Origin of the sequence: Myxococcus xanthus, assembly GCF_006402735.1 — a bacterium.
Classification (GTDB): Bacteria; Myxococcota; Myxococcia; order Myxococcales; family Myxococcaceae; genus Myxococcus; species Myxococcus xanthus_A.
In genome coordinates this window covers 7948475-7971471 of the sequence record NZ_CP017174.1, presented here as the reverse complement: position 1 = coordinate 7971471, position 22997 = coordinate 7948475, and the positions used below count along the sequence as shown (strand labels likewise).

The 22997-nt window shown below is 69.6% G+C and carries 20 protein-coding genes; 10 read left to right on the top strand and 10 right to left on the bottom strand.

The window, feature by feature from the left end:
- Position 1: 1 nt before the first annotated feature.
- The 3 genes from BHS09_RS32760 to BHS09_RS32750 all read right to left on the bottom strand — a co-directional run bounded on the left by BHS09_RS32760 (position 2) and on the right by BHS09_RS32750 (position 2661).
- On the bottom strand, positions 2-349 hold the full coding sequence (locus tag BHS09_RS32760; RefSeq protein ID WP_237079961.1) for a hypothetical protein: 348 nt from the start codon (positions 347-349) through the stop codon (positions 2-4).
- Between the two features lie 180 nt (positions 350-529).
- Positions 530-2167 carry a serine protease gene (locus BHS09_RS32755; RefSeq protein ID WP_140799977.1) on the bottom strand — a complete coding sequence of 546 codons (1638 nt, stop codon included), beginning with the start codon at positions 2165-2167 and terminating at the stop codon, positions 530-532.
- A gap of 116 nt (positions 2168-2283) precedes the next feature.
- The gene (locus BHS09_RS32750) at positions 2284-2661 is read right to left on the bottom strand and encodes a SpoIIAA family protein (RefSeq protein ID WP_011556283.1); all 378 of its coding nucleotides are present in this window, start codon (positions 2659-2661) and stop codon (positions 2284-2286) included.
- 215 nt (positions 2662-2876) lie between these two features.
- Between BHS09_RS32750 and BHS09_RS32745 the strand changes: the two genes are divergently transcribed.
- The 4 genes from BHS09_RS32745 (at position 2877) to chrA (ending at position 6378) form a co-directional block, all read left to right on the top strand.
- Positions 2877-3266 (top strand): hypothetical protein, encoded by a 390-nt coding sequence (locus BHS09_RS32745; protein ID WP_140795299.1) that lies wholly within the window; start codon positions 2877-2879, stop codon positions 3264-3266.
- Positions 3267-3459: 193 nt separating this feature from the next.
- A complete protein-coding gene (locus BHS09_RS32740; RefSeq protein WP_011556281.1) occupies positions 3460-4440 on the top strand; it encodes a fumarylacetoacetate hydrolase family protein in 981 nt (326 codons plus the stop codon).
- On the top strand, positions 4437-5096 hold the full coding sequence (gene maiA / locus BHS09_RS32735; protein ID WP_140799976.1) for a maleylacetoacetate isomerase: 660 nt from the start codon (positions 4437-4439) through the stop codon (positions 5094-5096). The genes BHS09_RS32740 and maiA overlap by 4 nt, the downstream gene beginning before the upstream one ends.
- Before the next feature lie 70 nt (positions 5097-5166).
- A complete protein-coding gene (gene chrA, locus BHS09_RS32730; protein ID WP_140799975.1) occupies positions 5167-6378 on the top strand; it encodes a chromate efflux transporter in 1212 nt (403 codons plus the stop codon).
- Here the strand turns inward: chrA and BHS09_RS32725 are convergent.
- The 5 genes from BHS09_RS32725 to ygfZ form a co-directional block, all read right to left on the bottom strand.
- Complete coding sequence (locus BHS09_RS32725) at positions 6365-6850, bottom strand: hypothetical protein (RefSeq protein ID WP_140795295.1); 486 nt, start codon at positions 6848-6850, stop codon at positions 6365-6367. The two genes, chrA and BHS09_RS32725, sit on opposite strands and share 14 nt — an antisense overlap.
- Positions 6847-7305, bottom strand: coding sequence for a hypothetical protein (locus tag BHS09_RS32720; RefSeq protein WP_140799974.1), 459 nt, complete (start codon positions 7303-7305; stop codon positions 6847-6849). Before BHS09_RS32720 ends, BHS09_RS32725 begins: the two co-directional genes overlap by 4 nt.
- Positions 7302-8798 (bottom strand): spermidine synthase, encoded by a 1497-nt coding sequence (locus BHS09_RS32715; protein ID WP_140799973.1) that lies wholly within the window; start codon positions 8796-8798, stop codon positions 7302-7304. Before BHS09_RS32715 ends, BHS09_RS32720 begins: the two co-directional genes overlap by 4 nt.
- A gap of 110 nt (positions 8799-8908) precedes the next feature.
- Positions 8909-9733, bottom strand: a complete 825-nt coding sequence (locus tag BHS09_RS32710) for a hypothetical protein (RefSeq protein ID WP_140795292.1) — start codon at positions 9731-9733, stop codon at positions 8909-8911.
- A 25-nt stretch (positions 9734-9758) separates the two neighbouring features.
- Positions 9759-10829 (bottom strand): CAF17-like 4Fe-4S cluster assembly/insertion protein YgfZ, encoded by a 1071-nt coding sequence (gene ygfZ, locus BHS09_RS32705; RefSeq protein ID WP_140795291.1) that lies wholly within the window; start codon positions 10827-10829, stop codon positions 9759-9761.
- A 38-nt stretch (positions 10830-10867) separates the two neighbouring features.
- Here ygfZ and BHS09_RS32700 point away from each other — a divergent pair, with 38 nt between their 5' ends.
- From BHS09_RS32700 to BHS09_RS32690, 3 genes are read left to right on the top strand one after another with little or no spacing between them, the layout of a single operon-like run.
- On the top strand, positions 10868-11194 hold the full coding sequence (locus BHS09_RS32700; protein WP_011556273.1) for a cupin domain-containing protein: 327 nt from the start codon (positions 10868-10870) through the stop codon (positions 11192-11194).
- Positions 11191-12597 (top strand): vitamin K epoxide reductase/DsbA family protein, encoded by a 1407-nt coding sequence (locus BHS09_RS32695; RefSeq protein WP_174258956.1) that lies wholly within the window; start codon positions 11191-11193, stop codon positions 12595-12597. Before BHS09_RS32700 ends, BHS09_RS32695 begins: the two co-directional genes overlap by 4 nt.
- An 18-nt stretch (positions 12598-12615) precedes the next feature.
- Positions 12616-13005, top strand: coding sequence for a translation initiation factor (locus BHS09_RS32690; protein WP_140795290.1), 390 nt, complete (start codon positions 12616-12618; stop codon positions 13003-13005).
- Between the two features lie 1607 nt (positions 13006-14612).
- Here BHS09_RS32690 and BHS09_RS32675 read toward each other — a convergent pair.
- Positions 14613-15617 carry an isocitrate/isopropylmalate dehydrogenase family protein gene (locus BHS09_RS32675; RefSeq protein ID WP_140795289.1) on the bottom strand — a complete coding sequence of 335 codons (1005 nt, stop codon included), beginning with the start codon at positions 15615-15617 and terminating at the stop codon, positions 14613-14615.
- Between the two features lie 145 nt (positions 15618-15762).
- On the bottom strand, positions 15763-16533 hold the full coding sequence (locus BHS09_RS32670; protein ID WP_140795288.1) for a DUF2270 domain-containing protein: 771 nt from the start codon (positions 16531-16533) through the stop codon (positions 15763-15765).
- A 13-nt stretch (positions 16534-16546) separates the two neighbouring features.
- Between BHS09_RS32670 and BHS09_RS32665 the strand changes: the two genes are divergently transcribed.
- The 3 genes from BHS09_RS32665 to BHS09_RS32655 all read left to right on the top strand — a co-directional run bounded on the left by BHS09_RS32665 (position 16547) and on the right by BHS09_RS32655 (position 22918).
- Complete coding sequence (locus tag BHS09_RS32665; RefSeq protein ID WP_140796696.1) at positions 16547-18706, top strand: response regulator; 2160 nt, start codon at positions 16547-16549, stop codon at positions 18704-18706.
- Positions 18707-18986: 280 nt separating this feature from the next.
- Entirely contained in the window at positions 18987-21176 is a 2190-nt protein-coding gene (locus BHS09_RS32660) for a trypsin-like serine peptidase (protein WP_237077678.1), read from the top strand.
- A gap of 149 nt (positions 21177-21325) precedes the next feature.
- The gene (locus tag BHS09_RS32655; protein ID WP_237079960.1) at positions 21326-22918 is read left to right on the top strand and encodes a hypothetical protein; all 1593 of its coding nucleotides are present in this window, start codon (positions 21326-21328) and stop codon (positions 22916-22918) included.
- The last annotated feature ends 79 nt before the right edge of the window (positions 22919-22997 follow it).

Sequence of the window (22997 nt, the reverse complement as noted above, 5' to 3'; positions counted from 1 at the left end):
GTCAGGGCACGGTTGGGGAGCGCCCGCGGCGAGGCCGCAGGTAGTGGCGCTCAATCCAGTCCATCTTCCGGGAAGGCGTGAGGTACGGCCGCGCGAGCACGGCCTGGGGCCAGGCATGGGCCGGGTCCGTGTCGAAGTGCTCGCCCAGGCAGAGCTGACAGGCGATGAAGCGGGCCACGTCCCAGCGCGCGGTGATGCCATGCTGGGCCGCGGCGTTGATGCCGCGCTCGGCCCGCGCGCGCAGCTCCCGCTCCTTCAGGTCCGCGCTCTCCCGGGGGAGCTGCGTCCTCAGGAAGCGCACCACGCTGCTCACGTAGGCGCCGCGTACCGAGGTGTCGAGGCATGCCATCTGCTCGGGTCGAATCCTCAGGACCACGCACGCTCCGGGACCGAACGGCCGAATGTGTGAATTTTAACGCTCAACGGGAAGGTCCTTCAACCGCGAGCGGGTGGCCAGATGCGACAGCGGGGCGGCCACTCCGTGAAGAGTGACGCGCCCCGCGGTGCCCACCTCGTGGGTGGAACGTGATTACTGGACGGTCCAGCCCACCGTGCCGCTGCAGCTGGTGTTGCCGTAGCAGCCGGCGCGGATCTGATACGTGCCGCCCGCGCCCGCCGGCACCGTGTAGGTGGCGTGGGACAGCGAGCCGCAGCCGGCGCCGTCGTCGTTGAACTTCACCTGCGTGCCAGCGGCGTTGTACAGGCGGATGAACGAGTCACCCGTGCCGGAGGCGCCCGTCACGTTGCAGGTGCCGAAGGAGAGGCGCTGGCCAGCCGTGAGGGTGACGTTCTCGTTGGTGGTGTTCTGCCGCGCGCTGTCGGAGTTGACCGAGCTGTAGCTGAACGTGCCGGAGGTGGCCGGCGGGGTCGCCGTGCCAATGGTCCACTTCACCGTGCCGCTGCAGCTGGTGTTGTCGTAGCAGCCCGCGATGATTTCGTAGTTCCCAGCCGCGCCGGCCGTGAAAGTCACGTTGGAGCCGCGGCCCGTGGCGCAGCCATCATCGTTGGAGGCGACCTCGATGCCGCTGGGGCCATTGACGCGCAGCCACGTGTCACCGGTGGAGCTGGCGCCCGTCAGGCCGCAGGTGCCCACGGTGATGCTCTGGCCGGCGGTGAGCTCCACCGTGTGGCGGGTGGTGTTCACGGTGGCGTTGGCGGTGTTGCTGGCCGTGAAGTCGAAGGACGTCGGCGGCGGCGGCGTGGTGTTGCACAGCCGGACGCTGGTGTTGGCGGCGCAGAACGCATCGATGGCCGGGCGGACGTAGGTGATGTCCTCGCCGCTGCACCCGTTCTCCGCGCACTGGTTCACGACGCGGCAGCTGCCCTGGTAGACGTAGTCCGTCGTGCCGCGCACCAGGATGCCGGCGATGGTGTGGCTCGACATGTCGTAGACGGCCGAACCGGAGTTACCGCCGAAGGTGTCGGTGGTGGCGACGAAGTAGTCCAGCGTGCTGGCGCGGCCGTTGCGAACGCTGCCGCCCGAGTCAATCTTGAGCGGGATGCCGCTGCCCGAGCCGATGACGGCCACGTTGGCGCCCACCGTCAGGGCGGCGTTGCCCGGGCGGATGGGCGCGGGCGTGAAGCGCGGCGCCGCCGAACGGTCCAGGCGGATGATGGCGTAGTCCAGCGTGCGGCCGCTGGAGGTGTTATCCCGCCGCACGACAATCTCCTTGCAGCTGAAGATGTCCTGCGTGGTCATGGTCTGCACCGAGTTCGCGTCAGGCCGGTAGAAGTTGAAGGCCCACTTGAAGTCCCTGCAGTCGGCCGCGCTTTCCACGCAGTGGCCGGCGGTCAGCAGGAGGTCATCGTCGATGAGCGTGCCCGAGCAGTAGCCGGGCGACGGGTCGTCGATGAAGCGCTGGCCCGGGCAGAGGTTGACGTATTCGCCCAGGGTGGGGCTGTCGAAGACGACGTTGTTGGGGTCCGAGTCGTCAATCTCGAACGGGTCGACCATGACGGCGCTGGCCTGCATGGCGTACTGCCGCAGGGTGGCGTCGGGGTGCGCGTACACGTCCATCCGGTCGTCGTTGCCATAGACGACGGGCTGCTCGGTGGAGCCGCTGCCGGCGGGCTCGCCCTCCTGGGCCGGTCCACAGGCCGCGACGGAGAAGGTACACAACAGCGCGCCGAGCAGCTTCCTGCGGGCGTCGGTCCGGGGGATACGCATGAGACAACCACTCCTACGGGAGATGTGAGGCCCACCCCCCGTGGGGATGGGCCGCCGCAATATATGTGAAAAAAGGCGTTCCTGCTGTCGGCTGGCGGACAGGCTCCGCGCGCGCCTCAGTCCGCGTCGGGGTCGCGCAGCCACTGGAGGGCTTCCCCCCGCGTCTCGAAGGTGCGGGTGGGGATGCTCAGCATGGCGCGCTTCGTCATCCGCCAGGCCTGGAGTCCGGAGGGGGCGTCACTGACGACCCGGGCGGAGCGCTTCATGCCGTGGAGCTGGGCGAAGGCGTTGAGGCTGGCCATGGCCGTCACCACGTCGCTGGGCATCACCCGGAGCTGGGACTGGTCCACCAGGGCGGACCACTCACCGGCCAGGTCGTTGATGGCCTTCTTCACGTCGGCCAGGTACTCGGCCAGGTCCGCGGTCGTGACTTGCGGGGGATAGACAACCTCGAGGATGCGGTCCTGCGAGTGAACGGTGATCTGGAATGGCATGACGGTGACGGGCTCCGGGCGGGCGCGCCATCCTAGCCGCAGCCGGTGACACGTCTAGAGCGGGGGGACGGATGGCGCGCCCTGGCGGCACCTTCCCGGCCCTGTCCGGAAGGGCAGGGAATGTCAGACCCGCCTGGTACTGACGTCCCTGCCGCTGCTCCGGTACCGGCGCGCCGAAGGGGCGCGACGGCGGCTGCAGCCGGCAAGGGGGTTTCATGAACACGAAGTTGTACGTCCTGGGCGCGGTGCTGGGCGCCGCCCCGGGCCTGCTGCCGGTGGTGTCGGCGCCGCCGGTGGCGTCCACGCAGGAGTCGCGTCAGGACTCGCGCGGGACTTCTCGAAAGGGCCGGGGAGGCCCGGCGAAGGGCGCATCCGCTCCCGTCCATCCGGCGGGAGTGACGCCACCTCCAGACGCGAAGGACGCGCTGGAGACCCAGGGAGCGGTCCCCGACGAAGGCCGCACGAGGGGTGGAGGCCAGGGCAAGGCTCCACGCCATCCGTGCGAGGCCATCACCATCATCCAGGTGCCCTGCGATGCCGAGCAGGAGGCCTGCGAGTACACGTACTGGCACTGCCCCGAGGTCGTGAATCCGCTCCGGGCGTGAGTGACTGAAGCACCCAGGAGCGCACGGGCGGCCGGTTCCGCCCGTGCGCTCTTTTTTCGCGACGTGTCGGCCGTTCGCTTTTCTCCGGGGGCGCGTGTCCGTCTTGCTTGACACCCCGGAATCCCCGTCGGAAAAGCCCGGACACACGAGGCGGCCCGGCTATTTTCCTCAGAGGCCGCCGGGGAGCCCGGCATTGAAGCTCGCGACGCTCAAGGACGGAACCCGTGACGGCCGCCTCATCGTCGTCAAGCGGGACAACACGGCCTATGCGCTGGCCACCAACGTGGCGCTCACGCTGCAGGCCGCGCTGGACGACTGGGAGACGAAGGAACCACAACTGCGTGCGCTGGACGCCCAACTGGAGGCGGGCACGGTGCAGAGCCGCCCGCTGGATGTCAGCGCCCTGCACGCGCCCCTGCCGCGCGCCTACGAATGGGTGGACGGCAGCGCGTACCTCAACCACGTCATCCTGGTGCGCAAGGCGCGCGGCGCCGAGCCCCCGGAGACGTTGAAGACGGATCCGCTGGTGTACCAGGGCGGCTCCGGGGACTTCCTGGCGCCCACCGCCGACATCCCCCTGGCCGACGAGGCCTGGGGCCTGGATTTCGAAGGTGAGGTCTGCGCCATCCTGGGCGACACGCCCCAGGGCACGAAGGCGGAGAACGCGGCGCCGCACGTCAAGCTGCTGATGCTGGCCAACGACGTGTCCCTGCGCAACCTCATCCCCAACGAGCTGGCCAAGGGCTTCGGCTTCTTCCAGAGCAAGCCGGCCACGGCCTTCAGCCCCTTCGCGGTGACGCCGGACGAGCTGGGCGCGGCCTGGCACGACGGGCGCATCCACCTGCGGCTGCGCTCGGTGCTCAACGGGCAGCAGGTGGGCGACACGGACGCGGGTCCGGAGATGCACTTCTCCTTCTTCGACCTCATCCAGCACCTGTGCAAGACGCGCAGCTACACGGCGGGCACCATCCTGGGCAGCGGCACCGTGTCCAACGCGGACCGCGAGCGTGGCATCTCCTGCCTCGCCGAGCGCCGGATGATTGAGACGATTGAGCAGGGCGCGCCCAAGACGCCCTTCATGAAGCCGGGCGACACCATCGACATCGAGATGACGGATGCCGAAGGCCGCAGCGTGTTCGGCCGCATCTCCCAGAAGGTGGTGAAGGTGCCATGACGGGCCTTCGGCTCTACAGCTACTGGCGCTCGTCCGCGTCTTGGCGGGTGCGTATCGGCCTGCACCTGAAGGGGCTGAAGTTCGACTACGTGCCGGTGCACCTGGTGAAGGACGGCGGCGAGCAGAACAGCGCCGCGTACCGGGCGGTCAATCCCATGCGCACGCTGCCCACGCTGGAGTGGACGGAGGCGGATGGCTCGGTGCGCCGGCTGTCCCAGTCGCTGCCGGTGCTGGAGTACCTGGACGAGCGCTTCCCGGCGCCCGCGCTGCTGCCCGCTGACGCGTTCCTCCGGGCGAAGTCCCGGATGCTGGCGGAGATGGTGAACTCCGGTATCCAGCCCCTGCAGAACCTGTCCGTGATGCAGCACGTCAAGCAGGCGCTGGACGCGGACGACAAGGCGTGGTCGGCCTACTGGAACACGCGGGGCCTGGAGGCGCTGGAGGCGGCGGTGCAGTCCACGGTGGGGCGCTTCTGCGTCGGGGATGCGGTGTCGCTCGCGGACGTGTGCCTGGTGCCGCAGCTCTACGGCGCGCGCCGCTTCGGCGTGGACCTGTCGCCGTACCCCACGCTGCTGCGCATTGAAGCCGAGTGCCAGGCGCTGCCCGCCTTCCAGGCCGCCCAGGCCGACCGGCAGCCGGACGCGGTTCCCGCCTGAGTCCGGTGTGGCGGCCGCGCCTGTCTTGGGCGCGGCCGCCGTACAGCGCGCCGCGGGACACTCGATTCCCATGAGTCCCTCCTTGTCCCCGCAGGGTGGCCTTCCGTCGTCTCCCGCTTCGCCGGTGGACCGCGCCACGTCGCTGCGGGAACTGGCCGTGTTGTTCCTCCGGCTGGGGACGTTCGCCTTCGGCGGCCCGGCGGCTCACATCGCGATGATGGAGGACGAGGTGGTGCGCCGCCGCGGCTGGCTGTCGCGCGAGGAGTTCGTGGACCTGCTCGGCGCCACGAACCTGATTCCGGGGCCCAACTCCACGGAGCTGGCCATCCACATCGGCCATCGGCGCGCGGGCTGGCCCGGCCTGCTGGTGGCGGGCGCGTGCTTCATCCTCCCCGCCTTCTTCATGGTCGCGGCCATCGCCTGGGCGTACACGCGATTCGGCACGCTGCCGAAGGTGGACGCCGTGTTGCATGGCGTGAAGGCCGTCATCATCGCCGTGGTGGCCCAGGCGCTCTGGGGGCTGCTACGCGCCGTCGTGCGGACACCGCTGGTCGCCTGTGTGGGAGCGGCTGCCGTGGCGGCGGCTTTCATGGGCGTCAATGAGCTGCTCCTGCTGCTCTTGTCGGGGCTCGCCGTGCTCGCGTGGCGCGGCATGGAACGACAACGGCCAGGCGCTCCTCGGGCGGGGGTGGCGCCGCTGTGGCCGTTGCTGTCCTTGGGTGCCACCACCGCCACGGCCGCCGCCCCCTTCACCCTGCACGGCCTCTTCCTCTTCTTCGTCAAGGTGGGCTCTGTGCTGTACGGCAGCGGCTACGTGCTGCTGGCCTTCCTTCGCACCGGGCTGGTGGAGCGCTACGGTTGGCTGACCGAAGCCCAGCTGCTGGACGCGGTGGCGGTGGGGCAGGTGACGCCGGGGCCCGTGTTCACCACGGCCACCTTCATCGGCTACGTGATGGGCGGCCCCTCGGGCGCGGTGGTGGCCACGGCAGGCATCTTCCTGCCCGCCTTCGTCTTCGTGGCGCTAAGTGGACCGCTGGTGCCGCGGCTGCGCCGCTCGTGGGTGGCCGGCGCCTTCCTGGACGGCGTCAACGTGGCGTCGCTCGCGCTGATGGCGGTGGTGACGTGGCAGCTGGGGCGGGCCGTGCTGGTGAGTCCGTTGCCCGTGGCACTGGCGGCCGTGGCCGCCGTGCTGCTCATCCGCTATCGCGTCAATTCCGCGTGGTTGGTGATGGGCGGCGGCTGCGTGGGGGTACTGGCCGCCGGGGGCCTCAGCGCGGGGTGAGCACGGCCTCGCAGGCGCGCACCTGCTCGTTGGCGAGGTCCGCCTTGCGAGCGGTGCACTTCAGCCGGAGGACCTCACCTTCGCGCAGGACTTCGCACGCGCGGTTGACCTCGACCGCTGTTCCGCTGCCCGCGTCGCCGGGCAGAGTCCCACCATCCGTGTCCACGATGATGGCGACGTTCATGTCCGCCAGGTACCAGTTGTCGCCCTGGCGGAGGTCCACGGTGCCGTCGTAGACGTCCCCCGTCATGGGCAGGCCCGTTCGTTCCTCCACCTCCACGTCGAGGCGGCAGGTGTCTTGGGGGGTGCTCACCCGGAGGATGCCCGGCGCTCCGCACGTGTTGTGGCCCACGTCGAAGGTGACGCTCTGGGCGGGCTGGTGGCAGCCCTTTTCTCCCGAGTCCGCGACGAGCAGCACCGCCGTGGTGGCGAGCGCGGCCGTGGCCGCGAGGTTCATCAGGATGACTTTCACGCGCTGACTCCAGTGGAGGGTGAGGCGGGGAGGGACGACGGTTCGCGGGCGGCGGCGCGGCTGTAGCGCACCGCCGCCCAGACAAGCGGCAACGTGACGAGGTCGGTGGGGTCGGCCCAGGCCCGGAAGCTCCGGATGCCGAGCGGCACGCCCAGGGGGCGCAGCAGCTCACAGAAGAGGTCCGCCGCGGGCTGGGAGACCTTGAGCGCGGTGTAGAGGCACGCGGTGAAGCCCGCGCCCACGGCCACCCTGCGCGCCCTGGGCCAGCGCGTCACCAGCGCCAGCAGCGCGGACACGTAGAGCGGCAGGAAGAAGCAGATGGCGACGTCGGACAGCTTGCCGGTGAGGGCGTTGTGAAAGGTGGGCTTGAGCCAGCGGTCATTCACCGCCATCAGCACCACCGCGAACAGGGGCAGCGGCGCGAGGAACTCCGGCATGGAGGGAAGGCGCTTCATTGGAGCTTCTCCCCACTCGAGAGGGCCCGCAGGAGGATGGCGTCCGTGAGCCACTCCACCGGGGCCTTGTCGTCCGTCAGCGGCTCGCCCTCGGGCACCGGCTTCAGCTCTCCGGCCACGCGCTCCGCCAGCGGGCGCAGCGATGCGGGAAGTGACGCTGTGCGAGCCGCGAGCCGATCCGCGAGCCCGGGGGCCCCGGCGAAGAGCAGCGTGTTGCTGTGGTTGCGCGCGTCGGCGGCCCGGACCTCCGGGAAGACGGTGGCCAGCGTGGCTCCCACGGCCTCCACCACCGCGCGCTCCTGCGCGTAGCGCCCCACGTTGAAGCAGGCCACGCCACCGGGCTTCAGGCGCGCGGCCACGGCGGCGGCGAACTCGCGCGTCGTCAGATGGAAGGGGACGTAGGGGAAGCGGAACGCGTCGACCAGGATGACGTCGTACTGGCGGGTATCGCTCGCGAGGAAGGCGCGCGCGTCTCCGACGTGAACTTCCACCTCGGAGGGCAGGTCGAAGTGCGCACGGCCCAGCCGCACCACCTCCGCGTCCAGCTCCACGCCCACCACCTCCACGCCGGGGTACGTCTCCCGCAGGCCCCTGGCGCTCGTGCCCGCGCCCAGGCCCAGGACCAGCACCCGGGGCGCTCGTGGCGCTGCCTGGGCCATGGCGGGGACCAGCAGGTAGTGCCCGAAGACTTCTCCGCGCACAGGCAGGCCAGGCCGGTGGACGCTCTGCACCGCGTAGCCCTCATCGAAGACGAGCGAGCGGGTGCCGTGTTCGTCCTTCACCACCTGGATGAAGGCATAGGGTGACTCGGCCACGTCCACGGCCTTGGGGCTGCGGGGCAGGGCGTGGACGCCCAGGGCCAGTGCCACCATGGGCACGCCCACCGCGGGCAGCCGCCACCGCCATCCCAGGTGCCAGGAGGCAGTGAGCCCCAGCACCGCCGCGAAGAGCGCCATGGTGCGCGCGGTGCCCAGCAGGGGCAGCACGACGAAGGCCGCCAGCAGCGTTCCGGTGATGCTGCCCACCGTGGACGCCGACGACAGGCGTCCAGCGTGCGCGCCGGCTGACGCCACCCCCGGTAGCCCCACGCGCAGCACGTAGGGGCCCACCGCGCCAAGCACCAGCAGGGGCGGCATCGCTACCACCAGTAGCAAGGCCACGCGGCCCAGCCCCTCCACGGGGCGTCCCCCCAGCACCGCGGCCGTGGCGCCGGGCAGCAGCGTCCGCGCGAGGAAGGGCAGCAGGGCCAGGGCGAGCGCACAGAGGCAGAGCGCGTTCAGCAGCGGCGTCAGGCGGCCCGAGCGGTCAGCCGCGCGGCCTCCCAGATGCGCGCCCAGCGCGAGCCCGCCCAGGACCAGGGAGATGAGCGTGGCCCAGACGGGCGTGCTGCCGCCGAAGTAGGGCGCCATCAGTCGTGACGCCGCCATCTCCGATGCCATGACCGTCATGCCGGTGATGAAGGACAGCCATGTCAGCGAAGACGTGGGTTGCATGCTCGGACGCTTGCTTCAGCAAGGTCCGTTCCAGCGCGAAGTCCTCGGAATAATTGAAGCTGGGGACAGCGATGGCAGGGCCACCATGACAACCGTGCCAGGGGGACGTGTTATCGGGCGGCGACGCCCCGCCGCTTCCGGGCGGCGGCGACCGTCAGCAGCAGCACCACCAGGGGGACGCCCAGCACCAGCGGCCACAGCCAGAGCGGCTCGCCGCCGCGGATGACGGCCCGGAACTCGCGGCCCTCGGCGGGGGCGTCCATCAGCTCCGCGAGGTTGAGCTTCCACTCCACGGTGTCCTTCTGCTCGTTCACCGTGCCGTTTGTCTCGCCGATGCCAGGGCCGTGGATGCGGAGGGTGAGGCGGTTGTTGACGAGCATAGCCTTCACCATGCCCTTCGCGAGCTCCTGGGCGGCCTGCTCCGCGGCCTCGTCACCGATTCCGACCGGCGTGGCGAAGGCCTTCTCCGGGTTGAAGCGCTGGGTGTAGACGTAGTCCCCGCCCTGGCGCTCGATGCGGAAGTCCCACGCATCCTTCGGAGACGACGGTTGGCCCTGGGCGTGCTGTTCGGCGGCGCGGCGGTAGAGCTCCGGGAGCCGGGTGACGTCCTTCACCGTCACGTCGTAGACGAGATGGACCTGTCCGTCCTTCTCGTAGTCCCGGAGCATCACCTGGGAGACTTCCGGGTCCTGGCGCAGCGCCTGTTCCGCCTCGCGCGCCTTCGCGAGCAGCGCCTCCCTGGCGTCCGTCGCGCCGCCCAGCAGCCCCATGGCCGTCAGTGACTTGGGCATCCCCATGTCCACGACGAGGCGCGCCGAACCTCCTGGCTCAATCCAGAGGTCCTGCTCGACGTTGAAGCAGCCCGTCAGGAAGAGGGACAGCGCCGCGAGCAGCAGCGCGGGACGAAGCAGGGTGCTCGGTGAGCCAGGGAACATGGCTCACCAGTATGCTGGGACTGTTTCACGCGGAGAAGGGGAGGGACGCCACCTTCACCGTGGCGGGGCCCGCCGCCAGCGTCAGCTCGGTGCCCGGCTCCAGCGAATCCCGGTGCACGTAGCCCAGGGCCACCCGTTGCCCCGCGACAGGCGACTGCACCACGCTGGTCAGCCAGCCCACCTTCTTCTCCCCGCGCCGCAGCTCGGTGCCGGGGGCCACGTCCGCGTCGCCCAGCAGCAGCCCCGTCAGCTTGCGGTTCATGTGGCCGCGGAAGGTGGCTCGGGCGATGACCTCCTGCCCGATGTAGCAACCCTTGTTGTAGGAGATGGCGTTCGCCAGGTTGGCTTCCAGCGGAATGGTGGTGTCCACCATGTCCTGCCCGTACCGGGGCACACCGGCCTCCACGCGGAGCAGCTCCAGGGCCTCGAAGCCCAGGGGCTTCATCCCGTGAGCGGCGCCCGCGTCGGACAGGGCCTGCCAGGCGCCCTCCAGGCCGGCGCGCGGCACCCAGACGTCGACCCCATGGGGCTCGATGGCGGTGCTCCCCAGCAGCCACACCTCCTGGCCCGCCAGCGTGGCCGTGCGGGCGGCATGGTGCGACAGCGGCGCATGGGGGCTGCCCAGGGCGGCCGACAGGACGTCTGCCGTCTGGGGCCCGAGCAGCCGGAGCAGGGCCAGCTCCCCCGTGGCCTCGTGCAGCTCGGCGTCCTCGGAAATGAGGTATTTATCCAGGAACTCCCGCACCTTGGCGCCGGTGCCGGGCTCCAAATCCAGGAGGAGGTCTGTCTCCCGCTTGAGGATGCGGGCATCCGCCACCATGGCCCCCTTGACGGTAACCATGGCGGCATAGGCCGCGGTGCCCACGGGCAGGTTGTTCACCTCCTGGGTGACCATCCCGTGTAGGTAAGAGGCCCGGTCTTCTCCAGTGATTCGGAGGGTTTCGCGGTAGGAGGCATCATGGAGGGCCACGGACGCCTTCGCCGCCCGGTATTCTCCCTCCGAGTCTCCATACCCGGCCACGGTTTCCCGGCCGCCCACAGCGCCGAAGCGGGCGCCCGCCTTCTCGTGAAGAAAATGCAGAGACAGCGGTTCCATGTCCGTCGCTATATAGAGGCGAAGGAGCGAATGCCACGATGGATGTGAAGCACCTGTCGTCCTTCCAGGACTTCTCACCGGAGAAGCTCCTGAAGCACAACGTCTTCCAGTCCGGCCGTTTCTTCCTGGACGTGTACTGCCTCCAGCCGGGACAGGCCCAGAAGCCCCACCGCCATGCCACGTCGGACAAGGTGTATGTCGTCCTCGACGGACGCTGCCGGTTTCGCGTGGGCGCCGAAGAGGAAGTCCACGGCCCTGGCGCCGCCATTTTCGCCCCCGCGGGCGCCGAACACGGCGTCGCCAACGACGGCCCCGATGCCGCCCGCCTCCTCGTTCTGATGTCCCCGCCCCCGGAGCATGCATGAGCTCGACGTCTTCCCCTTCGCCCACTCCCGTGGCGACTCGTGGCGCGCTGGCGCTGCTGGTCCTGGGCCTCGCGGAGAGTGGCCTGTCCATCTTCCAGTGGATGCAGCTGCTCACCCTGCGCGGTGGCGGCTCCACCGTGTGTGGTGTCTCCGACACGGTGAACTGCGAGACGGTGTGGAACTCCGCCTTCGCCAGCCGCGTGCATGACCTGGTGGGCCTGCCCGTAGCGGCCCTGGGCCTCGTGTGGGGGCTGGTCGCCGTGGGCCTGTCCGCCCTGTTCCTGACGTGGGCCCGCTCGGGCCGTCCGGTGCGTCCGGCGGCCAACGGGCTGCGACTGGTGGCCGCCGCGGGCCTGGTGTCCGTGGCTGTCTTCGCCGTGGCCAGCGCGCAGTCGGGCGCGCTGTGCCCCACCTGTCTGGCGACCTATGCGCTGGTGGTGGCCTTCGCGGGTGTGGCCTGGAAGGGACTGCCCGGGCCGCTGCTGCCCGGCGCGGGCGAGTGGGGCGCCACGCTGAAGTGGACGGTGGGCGTCTCGGCCGCGGTCTTCCTCGCGACGCTGCTGCCCGGCCGGGCCACGCCCAAGGCGTCGGATGCGTCCGGTGCCGCGCTGCTGCCGCCGGTACCGCAGGTGGCGAGCACGCCGATGCCGGGCGTGACGCCGCAGACGCCGCCGCCTCCGCCCGCGTCGCTGGAGGAGTTCCTGCGCTCGCTGCCGCCGCAGCACCAGCAGTTCATCGCGGACTCGCTGGCCGCGTACCGCAGCGAGACGCCGCAGCCCGCCGCGTCGCCCGCGCGTCATCGCTACGGGCCGGTGGATGCGCCGGTGAAGATTGTCGAGTGGACGGACAGCAAGTGCCCCCACTGCAAGATGCTGGTGGAGGAGCTGTCCGCGCTGAAGAAGCGTGTTCCCGAAGGGAAGATGTCGCTGGAGGCTCGCCAGTTCCCGCTGGATGGTGCGTGCAACCCGGCGATTCCGCGCCGGGGCCCGGACGCGCCCAGCGTGCGCTGCGTGGCGGCTCGCGCGCAGATCTGCCTGGAGGGCGCGCCGGACTACTGGGAGCTGCGGGAGAAGATGTTCGCCGCGCAGGCCGTGCTGGACACGGAGCGGGCGGTGGAGATCGCGTCGTCCGGCTCGGTGCCGCGCTCGCAACTGGAGGTGTGCATGAACAGCCCGGCCACGGCGACGAAAATCCAGGAGGACTCCCGCTACGCCATGCTCCACCATATCCAGGGCACGCCGCTGGTGCTGGTGAACGGCCGCCAGGTGATGCCCTCCGCGCCATTCATCTACGCGCTGGTGATGGCGGACGGCAACCCGAGCGCCCCTGGCTTCGACGTGCTGCCTCCGCCGCGCCCGCGCCCGGCTGGTGGCCACGACGACCACGCGGGTCACAACCACTGAGGACGCGGCACCCGCACCATGGGCAAGCGCGACAAGAAGGGTGAGCCGCCGGCGGCACCGGCGGCTCCATTCAACAATCCGTTCGCCGCGCTCGTGGCGCAGCGGGAGGCCTTGCCCCAGGCGCCCGCCGCGCCCGCGGCTCTGCCACCTGTGAAGGCCGAACCCAAGGGCCCCGCGCGCGCGGTGGTGCGGATGGAGCGCAAGGGCCGTGGCGGCAAGGAAGTCACGGTGGTGGAGCACCTGGAGCTGCCCGCGGCTCAGCGGGAGGTGTGGCTCAAGGCGCTGAAGAATTCGCTCGGCTGTGGCGGCGTGGTGGAGGACGACACGTTGGTGCTCCAGGGCGACCAGCGTGAGCGGCTTCCCGCGCTGCTGGAGGCGCGGGGCGTGCGCAAGGTCACGGTGGGCTGACGCGTTTGGTGTCGGGCTTTGTTCGCGGAGGGCGAGGCCTGGTGTCCTCCGCGGGAACTGGCCCGCCACTCTCCTGTCTTGTCAGGTGACGACGCGGAAATGACGAAGGTCGAACCGCGTGTCGTTCTCGCTGCGCGTCTGACGAATGTTTACTGTGTGTGCGTGGCGGCGTCTATAACTCGTGCCGATGGCTTTCTCTGGCTCCATCAGGCTTGGCGCTTTGCTTTCCTCCTCGTGGCGGGATGCGCAGGTTTCACTCCACCCTCAATGACCGCCTCCGGCGCAGAGGTTGCGAGAGGCCCGTGGTCAGAAGTCCCCGCCGTCGAGATGCCCACAGGGGATGCTTCCATCCCGATAAGCCTTCTTCGGGATGTGGCGCAGGCGCTGCTGAAGCTCCCTGGGGCGACGGCGTGCGATCCGGGAACACTGCGTCCCGTCGTAGGGCTCTCCACGGAGTATTGCTCGACGGTGTACGTGGCGGGCGGTCGAGACTCCTTGTCCTGGCGGGTGGCAGAGCCCGTTCGGGGGAGTCATGCTTCCTGTCGCCCGTTCTTCGCGGTGAAGGATGAGGACTATCCATCTTCGCAGGTGTGGGTCGTGGGTTTCGTCCACAACCATCCGTGTGCTGCGGCACCTTCGTCGCAGGACTTGAGCGTGTGGCCTACGGACGCGTTCAAGCCCTTCGTGTCTATGGCGGAAGTGCGCTTGATACCTGGAAACCCTGCTCCAGCAGCCTTCATGGGCTCCGTCATCGAGATGGCCTCCGCATTGGTGGCGGAGCGCCAGGATGGGACTCGGCTCTTCCTGCGCTACTTCCCCACGGGCGAGGTTCAGCAGTGGAGCGAAGCCAGGGGCAGCTGGGTCACACTGGGCATCTGTGCTCCCACTCCTCCTCGTCCTCCGTTTCGGAACGTGGCCCCCCAATGTCGTAGCGGGGGTTTGCAGTTACTCCGTGATTAGGGTCGGGAAAATGAGCAAGGCGCTGACGGTGACAGGGTTGGTCGCGGTGCTTCAAGGGTGCGCCGCGCCTGCATCCGCTTGGAAGGGTGAAGTCCCGTGGCCGGATGAGCATTCGTCCAGAACCATCGTAGAGCCCATGGAGGCCGGTGCCGCGTTGGCTGCCGCAGGCGCAATTCGTGAGGTGGTGAGGACCAACCCATTTCCAAACCTCTTCGCGGGGTGTTCGAGTCCCGAGCAGGGCTTGGACGTCTCCGTCTTCGCGGGGCCGACGCCGGGCTTGTACTTCGTGGCGGTGGACCAACGCTTCGACCGCTGTGGCGGTCCGAGCGGACGTGTCCTCGACTGGTGGGAGGTCTATGCGGTGACGGCCCAGGGTGAGGTGGTCGCGAAGGCTCCGATTCCGACGAGCGAGGAGCCTGCAGCGTCACCGCCTCAAGAAGCCCCGCCTCCAGCCGCACCCGCGCCAGTTGAGTCTCAGTCACCTGTTCCCGAAGCTCCGGCGACCCCGGCGCCGCCGTTGCCCGTTGCGCCACCGCCAGTGTCCCCCGCGCCAGCGGGTTCCCAATAGGGGGCATCCGGACACGAAAAAGCCCGGGCCACCGTGAAGGTGCCCCGGGCTTCTCGCTGCAGCCTGCGCCGTGTGACGATTACAGCGCGGCGATGATGGCGTCGGTGAACTCGCGGGTGGTGGCCTTGCCACCGATGTCGCCGGTGCGGACCTCGCCCGAGCTGTACACCTTGAAGATGGAGTTCTCCATGCGGCGCGCCGCCTCGCCCATCTCCAGGTAGTCCAGCATCATCACCGCGGACATCATCAGGGCGGTGGGGTTCGCGATGCCCTTGCCCGCGATGTCCGGGGCGGTGCCGTGCACGGCCTCGAAGACGGCGGTGCGCTCGCCGATGTTGGCGCCCGGCACCACGCCCAGGCCGCCGACCAGGCCCGCGCACAGGTCGCTGAGCACGTCGCCGTAGAAGTTCTCCGCCACCAGCACGTCGAAGCGGGTCGGGTCCTTCACCAGCTGCATGCAGAGGTTGTCGATGATGACTTCCTCGTAGGTGACTTCCGGGAACTCACGGCCCACCTTGCGGCAGCAGTCCAGGAAGAGACCGTCCGACAGCTTCATGATGTTCGCCTTGTGCACGGCGGTGACCTTCTTGCGGCCGTGCTTGCGGGCGTGCTCGAAGGCGAAGCGGGCAATCCGCGTGGAGGCCTTCTCGGTGATGATCTTCAGCGACTCCACCACGCCCGGGACGATGATGTGCTCCAGGCCGGCGTAGAGGCTCTCCGTGTTCTCACGCACCACGACGAGGTCCACATTCTCGTAGCGCGTCTTCACGTTCGGCACGCTCTTCACGGGCCGCAGCGACGAGTACAGGTCCAGCCGCTTGCGCAGGCCCACGTTGGCCGACGGAAGGCCACCGCCCACCACCGTGCCCGTGGGACCCTTGAGCGCGATGCCGCTGCGCAGCACCGCCTCCACCGTCTCGTGAGGCAGGTTGGTGCCGTACTTGGCCACCACCTCCGTGCCTGCGTCCTTGTACTCGAAATCGAGGGGGACCTTGAGCGCCTCGAGGACGCGAACGGTGGCCGCCATGACTTCGGGGCCAATGCCATCGCCATTGATGATCGTGACAGTTCGTGTGGTCGCCATGGGTGCGGAGTCACAGCACAATTTCCCTGGTGTCGAAAGGACGAAAACGCCCGTGATTCAGCCGGAGGCATGGCGGCCATGAGGTAGGCACACTCTGGCGGGTCACCCGGCCGGTTTCCGGGCGGGAGGGCATCCGCTCCGAGTGTCAGTGCTCGGACGTGGAGGACGGTCGCGGGCGCCGGGTGGGCTTGCGCCGGGTACGGATGGCGTAGGGCCGGTAGAAGGCCTCCCAGAGGGCCGCCCGGCGTCCCCGGGGCCGGGTCCGCAGCTCGCCCAGGGGCGCCCGGATGAAGAAGGACGACAGGAACAGGTAGGACGCGGTCAGCGTGAGCAGCAGCAGGGTGGCCGTCACGGCCTCGCCGGGAATCCAGGCCACCCCCGCCCGTGCCAGGAACTCGTCAAGGTCCACGGGCGGCTTCGGGTGGCTGTAGACCTTCACGAACCACGTCATCATCAGGACCATCAGGATGGGCCCGTAGGCGCGGTTGAGCCGGGTGGAGATGGCGGAGAAGAGGGACAGCTGGATTTGGGGCCGTTCCAGCTCCAGGGCCAGCTCGCGCAGGGCGTCCGGGTCCACCGGCTCACGCCGGAGCATGGGGGCCCACCAGCCGTCCTCCAGCAGACGCACCCGGCGGTTCCACAAGTCGTAGTAGCGGTAGCGCCGCGCCTCGATGAGGAGGAACGACACCACCATCCAGATGCCCACCAGGAAGGTGACGTGTGAGCTCTGCGTCGACGCGAAGCCGAAGGAGATGACCGCCGCCGTCGTCGTGAGCGCCCAGTTGGTGGTGGTGTCCAGGCGCGTGCGCCAGGTGTCGGAGCGGCTCAGCTCCCCCCGAAACAGCTGGGCCATGGCCTGCTGGGAGAGCCAGGGCGACTCCAGCACGTCGTTCTTGTCACGTTCACGCACGGGCATCCTTCGCCGGAAGGTGGGCTGGGCAGTGGGCGTTTGCAACGCAGGCGGGGTGGGGGTGGCAGGCAGGCAGGCGGGCGCACGGGTGGCCATGGCGGGCGCGCGTGTGCAGCTTGCAGACTTGAACGTGCCCGACGTGAATCCCATCCAGGCCCTGTCCCACCTCCTCCAGGAGGAACGCGAGCGCCTGGCGCGCCTGTGGGCCAAGCGCCTGCGCGCGGAGACCTATGACGTGGCGGTCCCGGGCAGGGACCTGCGCGCCCCGCTGCGCCGGTTGCTGGACGAACTGGCCCGCCTGCTCAGGGACCGGCCCGACGACGCCGTCCGGCTCTGGCCGGAGGTGGTCCGCCCGCACGGCGCCTTCCGCTACAGCCAGAACTTCGACCCCGAGGACCTGACGCGTGAGTTCAAGTCCCTGGAAGAGGTGATGCTCCACGTCTACGCGCGCCGCAACGGTGGCTTCATCGAGCCCCAGGTGGCGGAGCTCATGGCGGAGCTGGTGTGGGAGGCGGACGCCGCGGCCCAGGCGTCCTATGCGCGCATCCTGAAGACGGAGGAGGTGCGCTTTCGTGAAGCGGCGGTGATGGAGTCGGTGCTCAACCAGGTGGACGTGGGCATCATGCTGGCGGAGGTGGACGGCACCGTCTCCTTCGCCACGCCGCCGGTGAGCCGCCTCATGGGGGTGCCCATGCGCGCGGTGGTGGGGGTGCGGGCGGCGAACACCATCAATCCCGTGCTGACGCAGGTGAACGCGCGCCACCTCACGGGCGAGCCCTTCAAGCTGGCCGACATGCCCTTCCTGCGGGCACTCAAGGAGAAGGGGCCCGTGCGTGGGGTGATGATGGTGGTGGAGCGCCCCGGCGGCGACACCGCGACGCTGGAGCTGAGCGCCACGCCCGTCTGGGAAGAGGAGGGCGAGCTGGCCGGCGCCATCCAGACCTTCACCGACCGCACGGAAGCGGTGAACAAGACGAAGGCACTCCAGAGCGCGCACGGGGAACTGCGCAGGCTTCAGGGCCGCCTGCTCCAGCGCACCCGCCAGCAGGCGCTGGGACAGCTCGCCAGCGGCGCGGCGCATGCGCTCAACAACTTCCTCAACGTGCTGCGGCTGCGAATCACACTGCTGCAACGCGAGTTCAAGCCCGAGCACCTGGAGGCGCTCGACAAGACGGTGCAGCAGATTGGCGAGCTGGTGGCCCGGCTCCAGGAGTTCAACATCCAGCGCACCCAGGAGCAGCCCACCGACGTCCCGGTGGACCAGACGGTGCGCGAGGCGCTGGAGCTGGCGCGCGGCGAGCTGGAGCAGCGCGAGCACCCGGTGTACGTGGACCTGGACCTGGGCGACGTCGGCAGCGTGCGCGCGGATACGGGCTTCTTCCGCGAACTGGTGGTGAACCTGTTGCTCGTCTCGCGCGACCGGATGGAGGCCGGTGGCCGGCTGCACGTCTCCACCCGCGCGGATGGCTCCGCATGGCTGACGCTGCGCATCGAGGACGAGGGCACGCCCTACGCGCCCGATGAGCTGGCGCGGCTGTTCGACCCGCTGCGCCGGGACGCGGGCGCGCCGCAGCTGTCCCTGTTCCTGGCGGTGGCGCGGGCACAGGTGGAGCGCTGGGGCGGCGAGCTGACGGCGGAGGTTCCGGCTTCGGGCACGGGCACGGCCTTCGTGGTGCGCCTGCCCCGCGTGCATGAAGGCGCCGTGTCCACCGCGCCACGTCCGGAGCCGTCGCGCACGGAGGTGATGCGGCCGGCGGGGCCCCGGCGCTTCCAGCAGACGCGCAGCGTGCTGGTGGTGGATGACGACCTCGACAACGCGCGGATGATGGCGGAGGTGCTGAGCGAGGAAGGCTACGAGGTGCAGGTGGCCCACAGCCCCGCGGTGGCGCTGGGGATGTGGGACCGGCGCCGCTACGACGCCGCGCTGCTGGACGCGGTGATGCCGGAGATGAGCGGCTGGGAGCTGGCGCGCGAGCTGCGCAAGAAGTCCCCTCAGGTGCTGCTGGCCATCGTCACCGGCATGGACGTGCGCGGACAGAACCGCTCCAACCTCGCGCTGGTGGACGCCGTGTTCCGCAAGCCCATCGACGTGGGCGCGCTGGATGACTTCCTGGGGCAGTCCGACACCGCCGCTTCCGAGAACGGTTCGTTGACCTCGGGTTCCCCGCCGCCCGCCTGAGCGCAGCGGACAGGACGACGTGGTGCCTCAGGCGGGCCGGTAGCTCGCGGCGTTACACTTTCCACTCAAAGTGTTGCGGCGCGCGTCACACCGCGAAGCCCGTTGCGCCGGGAAGGGCCCGTGTCTGAGGGGCGCGGATGCTTCCCCATTGCAATCTCCTTGTCTGGCTAGAACTGAAAGTGTGGCTCGTTGCTTGCTCCAGGACCGCGGGCCCGCCGGTGCCCGCAGTCCTGCTTCGGGCGTCCACCCCCGGTGGTTGCCACCCCCCACGAGGTTCTGCGTGAGAATCAATCTGAGAGGCCTGTTGCTGGCCGGCATGATGCTGGCCGGCGGCGGTGCCATGGCGGAAGAGCGTGCGGTCTGCGAGGGCCGTACGTCACAACCTCCCCTGCAGCGGGATGCCCAGGGGCGCGTGAAGGTGGGTGAGGACGTCGTCGCCACGTTCAAGTCACGTCAGCCCAAGGCGCGGCCGGAGGGGGTTCGCGCTCAGGCCGAGCTGGCCTGGACGGACCGCGTCAGCAGCCCGGGTGCCACGTACATCGCGCCGCACTTCAGCCAGTTCGCGCTCGCGCCGGGGGACTACGTCATCGTCCGCGCGCCGGACGGCTCGCGCGAGTACCGCTACGAGGGCATCGGCAAGGGCGAGGGCAACGCGCCGGTGAGGGGCGGCTTCTGGAGTGGTCACATCTCCGGTGACGTCGCCATCGTCGAGCTGTGGAGCGTGGGCGGCCACGCGAAGTCCGGCTACACCATCGACCGGTTCGCTCGCGGCTTCGCCAACCTGGCGGCGCTGGGCGAGGACCTGGACAACAAGGCCGTCTGCGGTCCGGACGACTCGCGCAACGCGCGCTGCTACCAGACGTCGGACCCGCGTCAGTACAAGCACTCGCGCGCGGTGGCCCGTCTGCTCATCAATGGCAGCGGGGCCTGCACGGGCTGGCTCGTGGGCAACCAGGGCCACGTGATGACCAACGAGCACTGCATCGCCAACACCGCGGACGCGCTCAACACCGACTTCGAGTTCATGGCCGAGGGCGGCGCCTGTACCTCCGCTTGCAACAGCTGGTTCGGCTGTCCGGGCACGGTGGTGGCCACGAGCTCCACGCTCATCGCCGTGGACGCGCCCCGGGACTACGCCCTGGTGCGGCTGCCCACCAACCCCACGGCCACCTACGGCTACCTCCAACTGCGCAACACCACCGCGTTCGTGGATGAGCGCATCTACATTCCCCAGCACCCCGCCGCCTGGGGCAAGCACATCGCCCGCAACTCCACGCACGCGTCGGACGCCTCGGGCTTCGCGGAAATCTTCGCCCTCAACCGGCCCGCGTGCTCGCCGGGTGGTCCGCCGGACATCGGCTACTACGCGGACACCCAGGGTGGCTCGTCCGGCTCTCCCGTCATCGCCAACTCCGACCACCGCGTCGTCGCGCTGCACCACTGCGCCAACTGCCCCAACCGTGGCGTGCCCATCACCTCCATCATCTCCCACCTGGGCTCGCTGTTGCCTCAGTGCGCGCTGCGCAGCGCCACCTGCCCGGACCCGTATGACGTCTGGATGCGCGACACCTGGTCCGACACCGGCCTGGAGCCGGACCCCGCCACCGCGGGCCAGGACATGTGGGCCAGCCCGTACATCTGGATTCGCCGCAACCCGGACGGCGTCGCCAACCCGCACGTCCACCAGAACCCCGAGCTGGGCGCGACGAACTACGCCTACGTGAAGCTGCACGGCGGGCCCCGTCCGGGCGCCGCGGGGCGCCTCAAGCTGTACTACGCCAACGCCTCCACCGGCCTGGCCTGGCCCACGGACTGGACGCAGTTCGGTGACGTCGCCGTCAACGGCTTCACGCCCGACACGCACATCGTCGAGTCGCCGTGGAGCGGCCTGCCCGGCGAGGGCCACTACTGCCTGGTGGCGCGCTGGGAGTCCGCATCCGACCCCATGTCGTTCACCGAGACGACGGACATCGGCACCAACGTCCGTCAGAACAACAACATCATCTGGCGCAACGTGAACATCGTGGACCTGGAGTCCGGCAGCGAGGAGGTCCACTTCATCGTGCGCAACGTGCACGAGGGAATCCGGGCGCTGCGGCTGGCGGTGCGGGTGCCGGAAACGGACCGGCAGCGGCCCTTCCCGGTGAATGGCGGCCGTGTCGTCGTGCGTCTGCCGGACGAGCTGTTCAAGCGCTGGGTGGAGGTGGGCGGCAAGGCCGAGGGCATGAAGATGCTGCGCGAAGGCGAGTTCGAGGTCGTGTCTCCGGAAGGGGGCGTGTTCCACGAGCTGCCGCTGGGCTTCCGCGAGGAGCACCAACTGCGGATGTTCTTCGAGCGCTCGGCGGACGCCACGCCGGAGCCCTACCACCTGGAGGTCGTGCAGTTCGACCAGGACAAGCCTGACCGCGAGAGCCTGGGCGGCATCGGCTACGACATCTACACCCACGGCGAGCCGAAGCCGAAGAAGTAGCTGTCGCTTCGCCTGACGCGGCTTCGCTCGCGTGCCGTCCTGACGCGGGCGAGGCCGTGACGTGTTTGCATCCGTCCGTTGCCGTGCTTTGTCTGGCCTCCGGTGCGGCGCTTCCCGCCGCGTCCGTTTCCCGGAGGCAGTGCGTGCGGGTGGATGACCTTTGCCTGGTGCTGGTGTCCTCGCTGTTGCGGGAGGACCGTTCCAGGTGGCCCCAGAGGCTCGATGCGCTGGAAGAGGAGCTGGGCGAGGCCTGGGCGCTGCGGCGGCTCGAGGTGCCGAGAGCGTACTCCCTGGGTGTGCGGCTCCAGGATGGGCGTGAGCTCCCGCTCGCCACGTGGCTCGACTCGTTCGATGCGGGTGGGGTGCGCTCCGTTCGCGTGGTGGACCTCGGTGCGTCCTCGTCCGAGGCGCTTCCCACGCACATCGCCGCCGCGTTCGCCAACTCGGGAGGCATGGTGCTGGAGGTGTCCTCGGGCGGGGCGTCCTCGCTCTTCCTCCTGCGAATGCACTCCAGCCGCCCGCACCTGCTCACCGCGCGGCAACTCGTGGACTTCGCCCGTGCGCAGCCGCACGCGGACCGCGTCTTCGAGGCCTGGGCGGAGTCCATCTCCGAGAACAACCAGCTCAACGACCGGCCTGCGGTGCCGGCCTCGGAGGTGCCGGACTACCTGGCCTCGCCGGACGGGTTCGTGCACTACGACTTGCGCGGCGGTGACCTGGTGGAGGAACTCCAGGCGACCCTTCGCCGTCACGGCGCGGACGTGACGATTCCAGACGCGCTCCGGGCCTGCTTCTACACCAGCGACCCGGACGCACTGTTTCGCGAGATGCTGTCTCCCGAGCAGCAGGCGGAGTTCGTCCCGTCGGAGGAGCAGCTCCTCCTCACCGACACCACCACGCCTCAGCAGTTCGCTGACCTGGTGTCCGCGCAGCCCTTTGCCGCGGATGCCTGGACGCGCATCGCCCGGGACCAGAACTCGTTCCTGGCGGAGGGGGAGCCGCCCGTGACGGCGGAGGGTTTCGAGGCCCGTCTCCGGACGATGGCGCCAGATGGGCTCCAGTCGCTTCTGACTGGCAACCTGATGATGGCGTTGCAGCAGGCGGCCCGGGCCCATGGCGCGGAGTTGGTCATCCCCGAGCCCCTGCGCGGATGCGTCCGGCCTGCGTTCTCTCGGGATGAGGACCCGGGATGGATTCCGGGCAAGGAGTTGCTGCGCCTGCAGTCCAATCCCGACGTGTACCAGATGTACCTGTTCCACGAGCTGGCGGCCGGGCCCGCGCCCGTATCCGAGGGGCCGTCCTGGGACGCGGCGCGGCGTGGCTTCACGAAGGCACTGCGGGAGGCGGGTGACTTCGCGACCGCGCAGGGCTCGAACTTCGGGGATGCGTTCAAGCTGGCGCTGTTCGCGCTCGAAGGGCAGGCGCCGCGCTACGACGAACTGTCACCGGAGCGGGTGCCGGATTACCTGGAGGCGGTGAAGGCCGCGGGCTTCGACGGGCGGCCGGTGCAGGTCTTCGAGGACAGGCTGGGCTCGTTGGGACTGTTCCAGTCGCTGGGGATGTCCGAGGAGAAGCTGCGTGGACTGCTCGCCTACCAGCTGTCCGACGTGTTCGGCGGCATGGGCTCGTGGAACGACCAGTACTTCGAGACGCCCGAGGCGCAGCAGCAGTACGACGGGGTGTCGGCGCGGCTGTTCGAGGCGCGGAGTGCGTTCTTCGTGGCCACGCTCAACGCGCGCTGAGGCGGAAGGTGTGATGGTGGGCACGGCAGCCGGGCCCTGGCTGCCTGTCCCTCCCTTGTGGCGCTGGGCGGCGGTGTCC

Excerpts from the sequence above, each read along its gene's own strand:
- BHS09_RS32745 (WP_140795299.1), top strand. The coding sequence starts at position 2,877 with ATGAACACGAAGTTGTACGTCCTGGGCGCGGTGCTGGGCGCCGCCCCG.
- BHS09_RS32700 (WP_011556273.1), top strand. The coding sequence starts at position 10,868 with ATGGATGTGAAGCACCTGTCGTCCTTCCAGGACTTCTCACCGGAGAAG.
- maiA (WP_140799976.1), top strand. The coding sequence starts at position 4,437 with ATGACGGGCCTTCGGCTCTACAGCTACTGGCGCTCGTCCGCGTCTTGG.
- ygfZ (WP_140795291.1), bottom strand. The coding sequence starts at position 10,829 with ATGGAACCGCTGTCTCTGCATTTTCTTCACGAGAAGGCGGGCGCCCGC.
- BHS09_RS32690 (WP_140795290.1), top strand. The coding sequence starts at position 12,616 with ATGGGCAAGCGCGACAAGAAGGGTGAGCCGCCGGCGGCACCGGCGGCT.
- BHS09_RS32755 (WP_140799977.1), bottom strand. The coding sequence starts at position 2,167 with ATGCGTATCCCCCGGACCGACGCCCGCAGGAAGCTGCTCGGCGCGCTG.
- BHS09_RS32750 (WP_011556283.1), bottom strand. The coding sequence starts at position 2,661 with ATGCCATTCCAGATCACCGTTCACTCGCAGGACCGCATCCTCGAGGTT.
- BHS09_RS32670 (WP_140795288.1), bottom strand. The coding sequence starts at position 16,533 with ATGCCCGTGCGTGAACGTGACAAGAACGACGTGCTGGAGTCGCCCTGG.
- BHS09_RS32710 (WP_140795292.1), bottom strand. The coding sequence starts at position 9,733 with ATGTTCCCTGGCTCACCGAGCACCCTGCTTCGTCCCGCGCTGCTGCTC.
- chrA (WP_140799975.1), top strand. The coding sequence starts at position 5,167 with ATGAGTCCCTCCTTGTCCCCGCAGGGTGGCCTTCCGTCGTCTCCCGCT.
- BHS09_RS32715 (WP_140799973.1), bottom strand. The coding sequence starts at position 8,798 with ATGCAACCCACGTCTTCGCTGACATGGCTGTCCTTCATCACCGGCATG.
- BHS09_RS32760 (WP_237079961.1), bottom strand. The coding sequence starts at position 349 with ATGGCATGCCTCGACACCTCGGTACGCGGCGCCTACGTGAGCAGCGTG.
- BHS09_RS32720 (WP_140799974.1), bottom strand. The coding sequence starts at position 7,305 with ATGAAGCGCCTTCCCTCCATGCCGGAGTTCCTCGCGCCGCTGCCCCTG.
- BHS09_RS32675 (WP_140795289.1), bottom strand. The coding sequence starts at position 15,617 with ATGGCGACCACACGAACTGTCACGATCATCAATGGCGATGGCATTGGC.
- BHS09_RS32695 (WP_174258956.1), top strand. The coding sequence starts at position 11,191 with ATGAGCTCGACGTCTTCCCCTTCGCCCACTCCCGTGGCGACTCGTGGC.